The following is a 14,938-nucleotide window of genomic DNA, read 5'->3' as shown; positions in this document are numbered from 1 at the left end:
TATTAATTAATTTATTATTAATTTTTCGCTATAATTAACTTCAGTATTATTAATTTTTAAGATATAAATACCGTTGCTTAAAATTTCTGTATTTATTATTTCAGTTCCTTTTAAATCAGACTTTTTAAAATATACTTGTCTTCCATTAATATCATAAATAGCAATAGTTGCATTTTTAATTTCATTAACCAAAGAAATATTGATGTATGAATTAGTAGGATTTGGATAAACTTTAAACGCTTTTAAAGATTCATTATTTAAATTTAATGTACTATTACATGCAGCTGCTGAAAGTATTTCTTCTGGAGGCATATCAAAAGCTTCTACTTGGTCTCTAAAAGAAGATGGATCTCCAGAACTAGCACTGTAACCCAAACCTCTTCTTGCAAAAACCTCCCAAATAGCACATTGGTTAACTCCTCCATATAGCGTTTGATCAGCAGCTAGAATAGCATCTCTTGCGCCTACAAAACCAGAACTACAAGGCGTTAATTTTAATCCTTCTATAACTAAGGCCATTGTTTTATTATTACCCCCAGTTCCATTATACATATCTGGATCGAAACCATAAATTCCAATCATTTTCCAATTTAAATCCCATAACATGGTTGCCCAAATAGAACCAACACCATGAACAGAAACAGAAAGATCTCCAAGTTCTTGATCTTTCACGTTATTAAATGTAAAAGGATTCACTGCCATATCTGTTGTGTAAGGATAACGTCTAATTCCTCTACCATTAACTGGCTCTCCTGTTATATAAGTACCAATACCTCTTGAAGTAGTTTCTGTGTGCTCTGATTTCATTGTAATTGCTACAGCAAAATAATCTGACCATCCTTCGCCAAGTTGTTCATCATTATTCATACAATTAGAATTTGATGCCCCCCCAATTAATCGATTGGAAATTCCATGACCATATTCGTGTGCAATTATTCCGTTTTCAAAACTACCATCTAAATCAACCCCTGAAAACTTTACATTCATAACTTCAGAATTTTGCAACGCTGCTATAATTTGTTCACCTAATTCTTGTGTAACTGAAACTGAGGGAATACTAATTGTTGTTGTAGCACCACCCATTCTAACAGTCCCAGCGTCATTATTTACAATAATAACACCAACAGCATTGTTATCTTGTGCCAATTGAACTTTACTAACAAAAGAACAATTTCCTCTTCTTATCACTACTATTTTACCAGCTAAACTAGGAAGAGAAAGTCCGCTAGTTGAGCACCCTTCTGTTGGGTTTGTTCTATCACCATCATTCATTAAAACTAAATCTGCAGTTACTGGGTTAGTAGCTACTGGTGCTCCTGTAGAGTCAGTATCTCCTGTTCCATCTTCTGTAAAATTGGCATCAATGGCTGAATATTTACCTGCTAAAGAACCAGAATTAATAATTAATGAAGTATTATCCCAAAGAAACATTTGCATTCTAGGTTTAAATCCATTTGGTGGTGTTGCAAAGTTTGCATTATTTTTACCACCTGAATCTTGTGCATCTGCAATAACTTCATCCTCTTGTCCTAATTCAGAACCTTCAAATGTTTTATAGTTTTTTGCTTGAAAATTACCTGAAGGCTCATCAAAACCATACTGATACCAAATATCGTGCATTGCATTACTCATATAAAATAAATTAGTAATTGCAGCATTTTTGTAACTAAGAGGAGCGTTATCTAAATTTAATCGAAAATCAAAAACTAACCCACTTCCACCATCAGGCGAATCTCCGAAAGTATCATTAAAACCATCATCATCTAATTGTGCATATACATTGTTACCTCTGGTAGTTGTATATTCGGCCCCTATTATACCATCAACATCATGCCATCCAAAAGGAGAGGCATTTGTGTTATGGGGTGCAGACAGCAAAGTTCTAGAACCATGATTAGGGCTTTCTACAGGCAAAGCAAAAACATTGTACGTTTCTACTTCAAATAGACTTTTGTTTTTTTTTATTAAAATTAAAGGGCTTTGTTTATTCTCTTCTTTCACCTTATAATCATGTGAATGGTTACCTGTTTCGATATCGAAATTACAACTAACTCCCCAATCATTTTTTTGCAATAAAACACCTGAATTTGCATCAATTCTAACATTCCACCAATGAATACCATCTAATTGATGAATATTTAACAACCAAGATAATTTTACGGTACCATCTTCTAATGGCTGAAATACTAGCTCTACTGGAATTTTTTCTTGAGATACTCCACTTTTAGAAAAAAGATAATTTCCATATTCCTTTTCTTCAAGTAATTGAATACCATTTGGAGTTCCAAGATGCAGAGCGCTTGCAGCTTGAGTAATTGCAATTTCTGGTTTTAAAGTTGGAGTAAGTTTATTAACTTTCAATGCCAGGTTTTTAATAAATGAGTTTCCTGAAAAAATTACTTCATTGTCACTTTCTCTTATACTTATGTTACTAACTGCATTAAAAACGGGAATACCTTTGTATAATTGTTGAATGTAAACATGGGTGATTTTTGTTTTATCTGAATAAACTTGATTAGTAATTTTCCATTCATCTATATCAGATTGTAATAAGTTAAATTTTTCAAGATTATTGGTAAGATGTGTTTTGATGACACTCTTGTAATTTTGTCCAAATGAGATTAATGATAAAGATATCATTGAAAAAGTTAAGATAAATCTCCTTAAACTTAATTGCTTTAAAATTGTTTTTTGTGGTAATTTTATTTTCATGCTTATTTGTATTTTTTCAAATATAATTGTTATAAATAATATTAAATAATATTTCTTGTTAATTTTTTTGTGATTTAAAATTGAATAAATTTACTAATTCAATAAAAAACAGGTACATACCTAATTCTATTTTAGAAATTATTTTTTCTATTTGGATATGCTATTTAAAGTTATATTGCTAATTTGATGATTTTTCCACAAAAAAATGAAATCGAATTGCACAATTTTTTATACAATGTTCAATTAGGATTAAAAAACCCAATTGCAATTCGCTATCCAAGAGGTTTTGGAACTATCATAAATTGGCAAAAACCTTTTGAAAGAATAGAAACGGAAAAGGTGTTTGTCTAAAAGAAGGAGAAAGAATCGTAATTTTATCAATAGGTACTATTTGCAAAAATGTAGAAGACGCGTTAGAAATAATTAAAGATAAGAGAAACTCCTTTGCAAATTATAATATGTGTTTTATAAAACCTTTAGAAGCAATTATAATATAAAATTTTCAAGAAAGATAAAACCATACTTGCAATAGAAGATGGCTTGATTTCTTGAGTATTTGGAAATGCAATTTTAGAATTTGGAGCAGAAAACGGCTGCCACAACTCCATAAAAATCCTAGGTATTTCAGATAAATTTGTGGAGCATGTTTCAGTATATAGATTACAACTCAAAAAAGGTTTAGACCCCAGAATTTTAGTTGAAATTTTTTCCAAAATTTAGCAATAAAAAAAGACGCATTTCTGCGTCTTTTATATTTATATATATCAATCTAAATTGTTTTATTCTATAATAATTTTCTTTGAAGATTTTTTATTATTCTCTCCAATAACTTGTAAAATATAAACTCCAGATTTTAGATTTACAGAAACTGATTGTTTTTCTTTAGTATTAAAATCTAAAATACTATTGTAAACACTTTTACCTGTAATATCAACAATTTGAAGTTTTGTTTTTCCTAAAGTATTTTTACCGAAAATGGTGAAGTTTCCTTTCGAAATTGTTGGGTAAACAGAGAAAACTTCTAGACCATTGATTACATCATCTATAGAAACAACAGAACCTTCTATTGATTTAATAGCCCAGCCAAAAGAATTTGCTCCTGGGTCTGCGACCAATCTAAATCTGAAAACAATAGTTTCTCCAATAGAGAATCCTTTATCTGTAATAACAATGGTTTGCGATTTAAATAAATTATCGCTAGCAGTTGCTGCTGCACCTTTATTAAATTCTGCTAACCATTCTGGAAATCTTCTAGAATCGTATTTATCCAACGTTTTCCAAGTTTGTAAATCAGTAGATGCTTCAATAATTACATAATCATAGAAACTAGTTAAATCTGCTAAATTATCAGTATAAGGCTCTACAATAGCCATATCTTCATAGATAAAGTTTTTATTTGCTTCTGTAATTGTTAAAGGTCTTCTTAATATTGTTGTATAAACTTTATTATCTGCATAAGGATGATCTGTATTGTTTAGAACAGATTGTGTTACAGTTCCATTCATATTATTTATACTAAATTCTGCATTTAGTGTGTAAACATCTGAATTCGAAAATTGTGCAATACCAGCTGTTTGCGAAGCATCATCGAAATCTATTACAGAGAATACATACTCTTTAAGTAAAGAACTTGAGCTATTACCATCATCAAACAATTGAATTCCAAATTTATGAGTTCCTTCAGATAAATCTGCAGTTTCATATTGGTAAGTTACACCTGTATTAAAGTTCTGAATAACTTCTGGTTGTTCTACATCATCAATAAAAACTTTCACTCTATTTACATTATCTGTTGTTACATTATAACTCACTAAGGTTTTTAAACTTTCTATACCTTTTTGAGCAGATGTTACATTTGGTTGAGATAAAAATGCAGGCAATGTATATGAACTTAATTCTGATAAGGTTGCAGACCAAATACCTCTACCATAAGTAGAAATAACCACTTGATCGTTCACTATTTTCATGTCATACACTGCAACTGGAAGGAAATTGTTTAATAATGTCCAAGTATTTCCACCATTCGAAGTTTCGAAAATACCAATATCTGTTCCAGCCCAAAGTATATCTTTATTAAAAGGCATTTCTACAATACTGTGTACAGCAACATCTGGAAAACCTGTTCTAATATTGGTTGCAAAACCAGATATGTCTGTCCAAGTAACTCCTAAATCTTCTGTTTTTAAAATCTTTGCTGCACCTTGACTAGAAAATAAAGCATACGCTCTTTTTCTTTCTGTTAAAGAAACTCCTATTCCAGAAATATTTAAACTGTGATTACTTTTAGGATTGTCAAAAGAACTTGTTTGCCTAAAGGTTTGACCATTATCTTCAGAAACATGTAGAGAAACAGCCCCATCTTCTCTCATTGCACCTCCAGCCCAAACCACATTTGGGTCTGCAGTAGAAACTTCTACGTTCATTGTACTGCTGTAAGTTGATGCAAAACCAACTGAAATTGGCGTTTGAACCCAAGTGCCTGCAAAGTCTGTAGATCTCCAAACACCTGTCATAGTAACTGCAAAAACTGCATCTGGGTTGTTGTCTGCACTTGATAGTTTTGCATAAAAAGGCGCTGCTGCTGATCCTGATTCTGTAAAATTAGATAATGCACCAACATTATTTATATACCTCCCTACTTGACCATAATTCTGAGAAACTCCAATATAATTACCAGGTTTGTTATAATGCCAAATAACTTCAAAACCATCTCCTCCTAATATTTTTTGATAAGCTTTGGTTTTATCAGCGTTATTTCCTTGAGAAATCCATGTTCCATTATCTTGTGCACCTGCTAAATAATTATCTGCACCATTTTGTTTTGTTGCACCATAAAATTGTGTACTATTTTTACCAACTGCTGTTACAGACCAATCTCCAGTTGTAGCTCCAGGGTCTGTTTTAAAAGAAGTACTATACACACCTCCATCATTACCTAATAAAATTCTAAATTCTTGATTGTTCCCTAAAATGGTAGTCATTCCATGTTGATCTACGTGAACGTCTGTATTAATTTGAGAACCATCATAACCTGAAGCTATAGATCGAGATGTAAAATTAAGACCAGAAATTGTAACTTTAAAAACGGCAACTCCACCAACATAAAAGATATTCGTATCATAAGGATGTGCTATAATAATATTATCATACCAGCCTTGACCTGTAACCAAGTTTGCACCTGCTGCAGTTCCAGTAGTTTTTAAGTTGGCAAAACTTCCTCCTTTATTTCTAGAAACATAAAAATCTGTGTTTACTCCAACTGTTGCTGTACCATTTTGGTTTATTGTAGGAGAATAAACACTTACAAAAATAGTGTTAGGATCTGCAGGAGAAATGGCAGTTTCGAATCTGCTATGGTTTGTGTTAAAATTAGCTCTATCAAAAATAGTAGACCAAGTTACGCCTCCATCTGTACTTTTTACCATTCCGAAATTTCTTATAGAACCATATTGAATGTTAAAATCTGTAGGATCTGCATCCAAATCTTGCACCCAGTTTGATGATATATTTGGTGATGCATACGTTTGAGTCCAATTAGCACCTCCATCCGTAGTTCTATAAATACCTTTAGTTGTACCAATTACGACATTGTCTTTATTTGCTGGGTTGATGATAATTCTACCAACATCTCCATAGGCTGATGAAGCTCCTAAAACTGTCCAGGTTGTTCCACCATTTGTAGTTTTAAAAACTCCAGAACCACCAACTGCACCTAAATTGCCAAAAGGTTCTCCTGTACCAACATATAATGTATTAGAGTCTTGAGGACTGATTGCAATTGTTGATGTTGCCAAATTAGGTATTGATGTATCTGTAACGTTTCTCCAAGTAACACCTTCATCTTCTGTTAGCCAAACCCCACCACTTGCTGTTCCAGCAAACCATCTTTTGTTATCATTTGGATCTACCACAATTCCTCTTGTACGTCCAGGAACATTAGCTGGCCCTCTTTCTATAAAAACAGGATTTACTGCACTTTTCTTTTTAGATTTAGAAGCGAAATCTGTTGCCTTCTTAAATTCTTCTAAAAGATACCCTTTTTTGTAAGTAGGCTCTTTAGAATCCATAGGTTTTCTGATTTCTAATTGATAATCAGCCATTTCTTCTATGCCCTTTTTATGTCTTACATCTGGGTTTCTTTTTTGCTTTTTGTATTTTATTGGCTCAATTTTTATTTCTCCTTTTTCATTTTCTAGTTGTTTATTACAAGATGCTATTGAAAACAAAATTGCCAATGCAAAATACTTTGAGGTGTTGTAAATTTTCTTCATTTTTCTATTTAAATAGGTTTATTTTATGTTTATAATTTTAAAATTATCTTGAGGATTTTCTTTTTCTATCATTCCTTGAAATAGATATCCTTTTATACTATCATTTGTATACCATTCCATTTTAATTCCTGTAAAAGTTCCAGTAAGTAATTCTTTCTTGCTTTTTAAGTCTATAATCTTGTAATCAAAATCTTTTCTAGCATTCATATCTTCAAGATAAGTTAAAACTAAAAGTTTCGATTTATCTGGACTTTGTATTTCTTTGGTGACTTTTTTTTCATTGAATACAATTTCTGTTTCTTCATTTTTGTCCATTTTTTTTGATTTACAGTTAAAAAATAAAGAAAATGTTATAGTTATAATTAAAATAAATATGTACTTGTTGTGCATTTATATAATATTTTGCATTAAATTTTAATTAAAAATATAAAAGTTGTAAAAATAAAGCTTAAAGTTTATATCTAAATAATATTACCTGTTAATTTTTTGTGTGTTCGAATTGCATAACTTTACTTAACCTCTATGTTGAGTTTAAAAAAACCAATGGATAAAACTTTAGCAAATTCTTTTAATTTTCAGATTTTCTCGTAAGATATTTTATAACTGATAGATTCAGAGATATAAAATTGAAACTACATTATAAACTGAATAACCTTGTTATTCTATTTTAATTATTTCGAACAACTTTTTAGGATTTGGATTGTCTAATTCTGCAATAGCTTCATAACTGTAGGCTTTTAAACTTTGATTGTCTGCCCATACAATTTTAATTCCAGTAAAAACCCCAGAAATAAGTTGTTTTTCTGAAGTGGAATCTAACACTTTGTATTTGAATTCAATGGGGATTTCCAATTTATCTTCGTATTCTAAAACGAGTATTTTAGATTTGTCTGGACTTGGAATTTCTTTCAAAATATTTTTGCGCTTCGTTACTTCCTTGTTTGTTTCTATTTGATTTACGTTTTTTGTTTTGCAATTAAAGCAAAGAATTATTATTGCAAATAGCCCTAAACTAAAATAAAGATTTTTTTTCATGAATAACGATTTGAGTCTTTTACTGTGCTATCAAAAATAAAGTTATAATTTAACTTAAGTATAGCAAATTCTTTGAATTAAAAAAGAATATAGAAAAATCTTATTGAATCATCATTTTTACTAACAAAAAATAGCATAAAAGTTTTTAGTAAAAAATGTACTTTTGCTTGTTGATTTTTACATCTCAATTTTTAAACCTAATATACCATCTCAGATGAAAAAAAATACCTCCTTTTTTAAAGTTGCCTGTTTAACTTGGTTTTCAATCGTTTTATCAACAATTTCAATAGCTCAAACTTCTGAATACAAAGAAATACAATTAACAGAGCCTGTTTGTATTTATAAGCAAGATTTTAAACAGTATGACTCTAAAAACGCATCATATTTAGGAAAAAAATTAGATTTATCTTCTACTCCTTGCGCAACCTTTAAAGTAAATTATATCGGTTTTACTGATGAAGCTCGTTTGGCTTTTCAGTATGCAGTGGACATTTGGGCGCATTTAATAGATTCTCCAGTACCCATTTCTGTAGTTGCAACCTTTGAACCATTAGAGGGAAATACACTTGGCAGTGCTGGTGCAGTTTCTCTTCATACAGCCAGTAAGGTTGCAGGAATAGATGAAAATACATGGTATGTGTCAGCTCTATATGAAAAATTGATAGGTAGAGATAGAGATCAAGAATTAGGAGAATCTGATGATATACGAGCTAGTTTTAATAGTAATTTTAATTGGTATTTTGGTACAGATGGTAATGCTCCTGATGGTTTACAAGATTTTGTTACTGTGGTTTTACATGAACTTGGTCATGGTTTAGGCTTCTCTGGTTCTACAAGAATTGATGAAGCTAATGGCGTGTTACGAATTCAAAACAGAGCAGTAGTTTATAATAACTTTATTGTGAATGGAGATGATGTTTCAATTTTAGACTTTCCTGATCCATCTCCAGAATTATTAACTGAATTTACAAGTAATAATTTATTTAGCAATAGTCCTTTGGCTATTGCAGGAAACAATAATGTACTTCCAAAAATTCATGCTCCTTCACCATATGTTCAGGGATCAAGTTACAGTCATTGGGATGAAGGTACTTTTGAAAGAGGCAACGTAAATTCATTAATGACACCAACACTAAGCAGAGGTGAAGTAATGCACCATCCAGGACCAAGTACTTTAGGTTTATTTGAAAATATGGGGTGGTCTATATGTACATCAGCATTAAATACAAATGACTTAACTATTTCAACAGATGTATCTATTTCGCCAAATCCTTTTAACAATCAAATTTCTCTGAACTTTACGAACTTAAAAGCGACTCAGTTAACCATTAAATTAACAGATATCAAAGGATCTTTGCTATACAATCAAAAAACTGATTCTGATGGAAGTATAATTACATTAAACAATGTTGGTAATTTACAAACAGGGATTTATTTTTTAACCATTTCAGATTCTGAATCTAATCTTAGAATTACCAAAAAAATTATTAAGAATTAGTGCGTATCTAAATAATATTACCTGTTAATTTTTTGTGCGTGCGAATTGCATAACTGTCTGACATTCTCGAAACATAACTGCATATCTGCATTATTCTTTGGTATAAAAGAATAGTTTCTGTTTGATATTCTTCTGGCAAAAGATGCAATACTAATTTATCGAAATTAGAATGATTGCCTTCAAATTTATTATTAACAGCAGTGACAAAAACATCTAATAAATCTGCTATAATTCTATAACCAGCAACTTCTTTTTCGATAACTTCTTTGCTTTTATAAATTTTAGCTACACTAATATTAATGATGTCATTAATTTGAGCTTCGTACTTACATTTCTCTAATAAAGATTTACCAAAATCTCCATTTAAAATTGCTCTTTCGTTATTTAAAAAGATGGTAACTGCTTCATCTATTAAAGAATTGATAGCAATTGCTCTTAAATAAGCAGTTCTGTCTTTGGTATATTTTAGAGCATAATATTTATCTCTATTGATGCCATGAATTAACTTAGACATGTATTCCAAAGCATACTCTTCATCAATTAAACCCAAATTAATTCCGTCTTCGAAATCGATAATTGTGTAACAAATATCATCTGCAGCTTCTACTAAATAAGCCAAAGGATGTCTGTAAAAAGAATTGTTTTCTAAAGATTTTGGCTTCATTCCTAATTCCATTATAACATCTAAAAACGCTTCTTTTTCAGATTGAAAAAACCCATATTTTTTATCAACAATATGTGTTGTTGGTTTTTTTGGCAAACTCTCTTTTGGATATTTTAAAAACGCGCCTAAAGTTGCATAGCTTAATCTTAAACCTCCAGAAATGCCTTCTCTAGATTCAGTTAGAATTTTAAATCCGTTTGCATTTCCCTCGAAATCTATTAAATCTTGATATTCTTTTGCAGATAATTGGTCTTTGTATTTTGCCCCTTTTCCTGTTTTAAAATATTCGCCAATTGCTTTTTCTCCTGAATGTCCAAAAGGCGGATTTCCAATATCGTGGGTTACTGAAGCTGCAGCAACAATAGCGCCAAAATCGTTAAAAGTGTAGCCTAATTCTACTAAGTTTGGATGACGTTCTAACAACACTTTTCCCACTCTTCTACCCAAAGTTCTACCTACAACAGATACTTCTAAACTATGTGTAAGTCTTGTGTGCACAAAGTCGGTTTCAGATAATGGAATTACTTGTGTTTTGTCTTGCAAACTTCTAAATGCTGATGAAAATATAATTCTATCAAAATCTACTTCAAAACCCAATCGTGTTTCATCTTGTGCTATTCTTGGTCTTTTTTCTGTATCACCAAAACGTTTTAAAGAAAGTAGTTGTTCCCAGTTCATAATTGTTTTTAAATTTTTCGAAAATACGAAATCTTTATCCTAAACCAAGTTTTTCTTCAATATCATATTCTCTAATAACTTCTCTATTGGATGCTGTAACTTTTAACCATTCAGTAAAATTTTTTACCTTATAATGTAATCTTCCATCTTTATAATAGGCTAAAGACCATTCATTGTCTTTTCCATTTTCATGTGTTAACCAACACCAAGCCCCTCCATTCGAATCTTCACACATTAGTGATAATAATGATGTTTTCTTTATTTTTTTATCTTCCAAAAATAAATCTTCTTCCAATTGATTAAATGTATCAAACTCTTTTAAATAACCTCCTTTTTCAATACTATCAATATATTGACAGAAAATCCAATCTCCTCCATCTCCAAAATATTTGAGAAAAATTTTATACGACTTTGGTAATTTCAAATTAAGTCTTTTCTCAATTCTATCAATTTGATATTCAGTTAAAGTATCATTTACATTATCGTGAACATGATAATATTCTAAAAGCTTTACAATGCTTTTTGATATTGGATGATTAAAATCAGAAGATTTTTGAAACGCTAATAACAATGTTCTTGATTTTTCCCTAACTGCTTTCTTTTTTGAAATATTTTCAGCATCTTTTTCATTTCTATTTCTTAAAACAATAGCTAATCCAGAAATAACACCAAGTATTACATAATATTTAATTTCCATAAAGCTTAAAATAAACAAGTGAAGCATTTCTACTTCTGTTTTTAACTACTTATTGTATTTTTTTTAGATTAGATATTTGAATTAATTCTTTGTTTTGCTTTTTTAGATTGTATTCTGAAATTGTATACAAATTGAAATTTTTAGGGAATTCCGTATTGTAACTTTTCAGTCGTAATATTAGACCTTTAGTATCGATACTTCTTCGCAATTTTAAAAATTCATAATAATTGAAAGGAATTTTACAATCATCAGAAACATATATTTCAGAAATATTTTCCATTTTTATGCCAGAAGGTGTTTTGTAATTTTCTTTTATTAGAACTTTATATCCATTTATACCTAAAACTTTAATTCTATCTTTCTTATCAGTTTTAATATCATATTTCACTTCCCAATTTTCAGTAATGGAATTATAATCTATAATCTCATAATGTTCCATCTGCCAATTTTTCCTATTAATTAGTTTTTTAATTTGGCTGGGAATAAAAATGGTTTTCCCATCTATATCATTAATTCTCACACTATCTTTAAACAAATAATAATTTACATTAGAGTTATTTCCTTCACTAATTTTTTTTTCAAATAAAGAACTTGTTTTTTTATTTGAAATAGTCGTATCAGTTTCATTGATATTCACACCGATTTTATAGGATAAAAAAGCATCTCTTACTGTTTCATCATTTTTGATATCTTTAATTTTGCATCCTGTGAGAATCAAAATAATAATTACTATAAAACACTTATTCATTAATCAATTTTTAAAAAGAAATAAAATTCTAAAATACAAAAAAGAGAAGCATTTCTACTTCTCTTTTTATCAACTTTTAATTTATAGATTTTATTAAGAATTTAAAACAAAGTAATCTTTTAGTTCATTAAAAGATTGCTTCATTTCATTCGCAATGACTTTTTAAGAACCACACATTAAACAATCGTCATCTGGAGCTGCATTTTTAGAAGCGTTTACCATCGCTTTAAATTCTTCTGGTGTCATTGGTTTTTCATCCTCAATAACTTCAGCTTTCTTTTCTTTAGAAACTGTAAACTGAATTGCATTTACGGCAGATTTTGTTCTTAAGTAATACATTCCTGTTTTTAATCCAGATTTCCATGCATAAAAATGCATTGATGTTAATTTACCATAATCTGGATCTTTTAAAAATAAGTTTAAAGATTGAGATTGATCTATGAAATACCCTCTATGACGTGCCATATCAATAATATCTTTCATACTCATTTCCCAAACTGTTTTGTACAATTCTCTTAAATCTGCAGGAATTTCTTCTATATGCTGTATAGAGCCATTTGCACGCATAATGCTCTCTTTCATGTCATTATCCCACAAACCTAAACCTACTAAATCTTCTAGTAAATGTTTGTTTACTACAATAAATTCTCCAGATAAAACTCTACGTGTATAAATATTAGAAGTGTAAGGTTCGAAAGCCTCATTGTTTCCTAAAATTTGTGAGGTAGATGCTGTAGGCATTGGTGCTACTAACAATGAGTTTCTAACTCCATGCTTCATTACTTGCTTGCGCAATTTTGCCCAATCCCAATTTCCACTCAATTCTTCGTCTGTAATTCCCCACATATTGTATTGAAATTCTCCTTGAGACATTGGAGAGCCCTTAAATGTAGAGTATGGGCCTTTTGCTTTTGCAATTTCCATAGAGGAAGTTACAGCTGCAAAATACATTGTTTCAAAAATATCTTGGTTTAGTTTTTTAGCTTCATCAGACGTAAAAGGCAAACGTAAGTTAATAAAAGCATCTGCCAAACCTTGAATTCCTAAACCAATTGGTCTGTGTCTAAAGTTGGAGTTTTCTGCCTCTTTTACAGGATAAAAATTCATATCTATCACTGTATCTAAATTACGAGTTACTTTTTTGGTAACCTCATATAGTTTTTTATGATTGAAGTATTTTTCACCATTTTCTTTTTCAGAAATAAACATTGGCAATGCAATAGAAGCTAAGTTACAAACAGCAACTTCATCTTTTGCAGTGTATTCCATAATTTCTGTACATAAGTTCGATGAACGAATAGTACCTAAATTCTTCTGATTTGTTTTACGATTTACAGCGTCTTTATACAACATATAAGGAGTTCCTGTCTCTATTTGAGATTCTAAGATTTTCTCCCAAAGCTCACGAGCTTTAATGGTTTTTCTTCCTTTTCCTGCAGCTTCGTAACTTGTGTATAAACGTTCGAACTCTTCTCCATATGTGTCATATAAATGAGGACATTCGTGAGGACACATCAACGTCCAAATACCATCTTCTTGAACACGTTCCATGAATAAATCTGAAATCCACATTGCATAGAATAAATCTCTTGCACGCATTTCTTCTTTACCATGATTTTTCTTTAAATCTAAAAAGTCGAAAATATCTGCATGCCAAGGTTCTAAATACATTGCAAAAGAACCTTTACGTTTTCCTCCACCTTGATCTACATAACGTGCTGTATCATTAAAAACACGTAACATTGGTACAATTCCATTCGATGTTCCATTTGTGCCAGCAATGTAACTTCCTGTTGCACGAACATTATGTAAAGACAAACCTATACCTCCTGCAGATTGAGAAATTTTTGCAGTTTGTTTTAAGGTATCGTAAATTCCTTCTATACTATCATCTTGCATTTGTAGTAAAAAACAAGAAGACATTTGTGGTTTTGGAGTACCTGCATTAAATAATGTTGGAGTTGCATGTGTAAAATATTTTTTACTCATTAACTCATACGTTGCAATTGCTTCATCAATATCATTTTTATGAATACCAATAGAAACACGCATTAACATGTGTTGTGGACGCTCTGCAATTTGTCCATTTAATTTTAGTAAATAGGAACGTTCTAATGTTTTAAAACCAAAGTAATCGTAATTAAAATCTCTATTGTAAATAATTGTAGAATCTAATTTTTCTGCATTATCTCTAATAATTTCATATACATCATCTGCTAATAATGGTGATTTTTTATTTGTACGTGGATTTACATAATAATACAAATCATCCATGGTTTCTGAGAACGATTTTTTTGTGTTTTTATGTAAATTAGAAACCGCGATTCTTGCAGCCAACCTTGCATAATCTGGGTGAGCAGTGGTCATAGTTGCAGCAGTTTCTGCAGCTAAATTATCTAGTTCTGGAGTTGTAACACCATCATATAAACCTTCAATTACACGCATGGCAACTTTTACAGGATCAACAATATCATTTAATCCATAACACATTTTTTTAACTCTTGCTGTGATTTTGTCGAACATCACAGGCTCTTTCTTGCCATCTCTTTTAACTACGTACATTGATTTATATTTTTTACTTGGGTTATTATTGAAGCCGACAAAAACGTCCAAATATTTGGCGACTTTTTACTTT

General features: G+C 30.5%; 10 protein-coding genes. 2 read left to right on the top strand and 8 right to left on the bottom strand.

Annotation, left to right across the window (positions count from 1 at the left end; all coding sequences use genetic code 11):
- Positions 1–6: 6 nt before the first annotated feature.
- Positions 7–2,640 (bottom strand): T9SS-dependent M36 family metallopeptidase, encoded by a 2,634-nt coding sequence (locus WAO74_RS10380; protein ID WP_422161872.1) that lies wholly within the window; start codon positions 2,638–2,640, stop codon positions 7–9.
- Positions 2,641–2,898: 258 nt separating this feature from the next.
- Here WAO74_RS10380 and WAO74_RS10375 point away from each other — a divergent pair, with 258 nt between their 5' ends.
- The gene (locus WAO74_RS10375; RefSeq protein WP_422161870.1) at positions 2,899–3,063 is read left to right on the top strand and encodes a hypothetical protein; all 165 of its coding nucleotides are present in this window, start codon (positions 2,899–2,901) and stop codon (positions 3,061–3,063) included.
- Between the two features lie 428 nt (positions 3,064–3,491).
- Here the strand turns inward: WAO74_RS10375 and WAO74_RS10370 are convergent, their stop codons facing one another.
- The 3 genes from WAO74_RS10370 to WAO74_RS10360 all read right to left on the bottom strand — a co-directional run bounded on the left by WAO74_RS10370 (position 3,492) and on the right by WAO74_RS10360 (position 8,018).
- A complete protein-coding gene (locus WAO74_RS10370; RefSeq protein ID WP_422161868.1) occupies positions 3,492–6,983 on the bottom strand; it encodes a VPS10 domain-containing protein in 3,492 nt (1,163 codons plus the stop codon).
- 18 nt (positions 6,984–7,001) lie between these two features.
- The gene (locus WAO74_RS10365; RefSeq protein ID WP_422161867.1) at positions 7,002–7,298 is read right to left on the bottom strand and encodes a hypothetical protein; all 297 of its coding nucleotides are present in this window, start codon (positions 7,296–7,298) and stop codon (positions 7,002–7,004) included.
- Positions 7,299–7,640: 342 nt separating this feature from the next.
- A complete protein-coding gene (locus WAO74_RS10360) occupies positions 7,641–8,018 on the bottom strand; it encodes a hypothetical protein (RefSeq protein ID WP_422161866.1) in 378 nt (125 codons plus the stop codon).
- 214 nt (positions 8,019–8,232) lie between these two features.
- Between WAO74_RS10360 and WAO74_RS10355 the strand changes: the two genes are divergently transcribed.
- On the top strand, positions 8,233–9,516 hold the full coding sequence (locus WAO74_RS10355) for a T9SS type A sorting domain-containing protein (RefSeq protein WP_422161865.1): 1,284 nt from the start codon (positions 8,233–8,235) through the stop codon (positions 9,514–9,516).
- A 7-nt stretch (positions 9,517–9,523) separates the two neighbouring features.
- Here the strand turns inward: WAO74_RS10355 and WAO74_RS10350 are convergent, their stop codons facing one another.
- From WAO74_RS10350 to WAO74_RS10335, 4 genes are all read right to left on the bottom strand, one after another.
- A complete protein-coding gene (locus tag WAO74_RS10350) occupies positions 9,524–10,858 on the bottom strand; it encodes a deoxyguanosinetriphosphate triphosphohydrolase (RefSeq protein ID WP_422161863.1) in 1,335 nt (444 codons plus the stop codon).
- Between the two features lie 34 nt (positions 10,859–10,892).
- The gene (locus tag WAO74_RS10345) at positions 10,893–11,582 is read right to left on the bottom strand and encodes an SMI1/KNR4 family protein (RefSeq protein ID WP_422161861.1); all 690 of its coding nucleotides are present in this window, start codon (positions 11,580–11,582) and stop codon (positions 10,893–10,895) included.
- 22 nt (positions 11,583–11,604) lie between these two features.
- Positions 11,605–12,303, bottom strand: a complete 699-nt coding sequence (locus tag WAO74_RS10340; RefSeq protein ID WP_422161859.1) for a hypothetical protein — start codon at positions 12,301–12,303, stop codon at positions 11,605–11,607.
- A gap of 162 nt (positions 12,304–12,465) precedes the next feature.
- Positions 12,466–14,865, bottom strand: a complete 2,400-nt coding sequence (locus tag WAO74_RS10335; protein WP_422161858.1) for a ribonucleoside-diphosphate reductase subunit alpha — start codon at positions 14,863–14,865, stop codon at positions 12,466–12,468.
- Positions 14,866–14,938 lie beyond the last annotated feature (73 nt).

Source organism: Polaribacter sp. (assembly GCF_049276715.1).
Taxonomy (GTDB): Bacteria; Bacteroidota; Bacteroidia; order Flavobacteriales; family Flavobacteriaceae; genus Polaribacter.
The sequence above is the reverse complement of the archived record's forward strand: the minus strand, read 5'-3'. Positions and strand labels throughout refer to the sequence as shown.

Coding starts and splice junctions, on each gene's coding strand:
- WAO74_RS10335 (WP_422161858.1), bottom strand. CDS start 14,865: ATGTACGTAGTTAAAAGAGATGGCAAGAAAGAGCCTGTGATGTTCGAC.
- WAO74_RS10375 (WP_422161870.1), top strand. CDS start 2,899: ATGATTTTTCCACAAAAAAATGAAATCGAATTGCACAATTTTTTATAC.
- WAO74_RS10380 (WP_422161872.1), bottom strand. CDS start 2,640: ATGATATCTTTATCATTAATCTCATTTGGACAAAATTACAAGAGTGTC.
- WAO74_RS10360 (WP_422161866.1), bottom strand. CDS start 8,018: ATGAAAAAAAATCTTTATTTTAGTTTAGGGCTATTTGCAATAATAATT.
- WAO74_RS10370 (WP_422161868.1), bottom strand. CDS start 6,983: ATGAAGAAAATTTACAACACCTCAAAGTATTTTGCATTGGCAATTTTG.
- WAO74_RS10365 (WP_422161867.1), bottom strand. CDS start 7,298: ATGGACAAAAATGAAGAAACAGAAATTGTATTCAATGAAAAAAAAGTC.
- WAO74_RS10350 (WP_422161863.1), bottom strand. CDS start 10,858: ATGAACTGGGAACAACTACTTTCTTTAAAACGTTTTGGTGATACAGAA.
- WAO74_RS10340 (WP_422161859.1), bottom strand. CDS start 12,303: ATGAATAAGTGTTTTATAGTAATTATTATTTTGATTCTCACAGGATGC.
- WAO74_RS10345 (WP_422161861.1), bottom strand. CDS start 11,582: ATGCTTCACTTGTTTATTTTAAGCTTTATGGAAATTAAATATTATGTA.
- WAO74_RS10355 (WP_422161865.1), top strand. CDS start 8,233: ATGAAAAAAAATACCTCCTTTTTTAAAGTTGCCTGTTTAACTTGGTTT.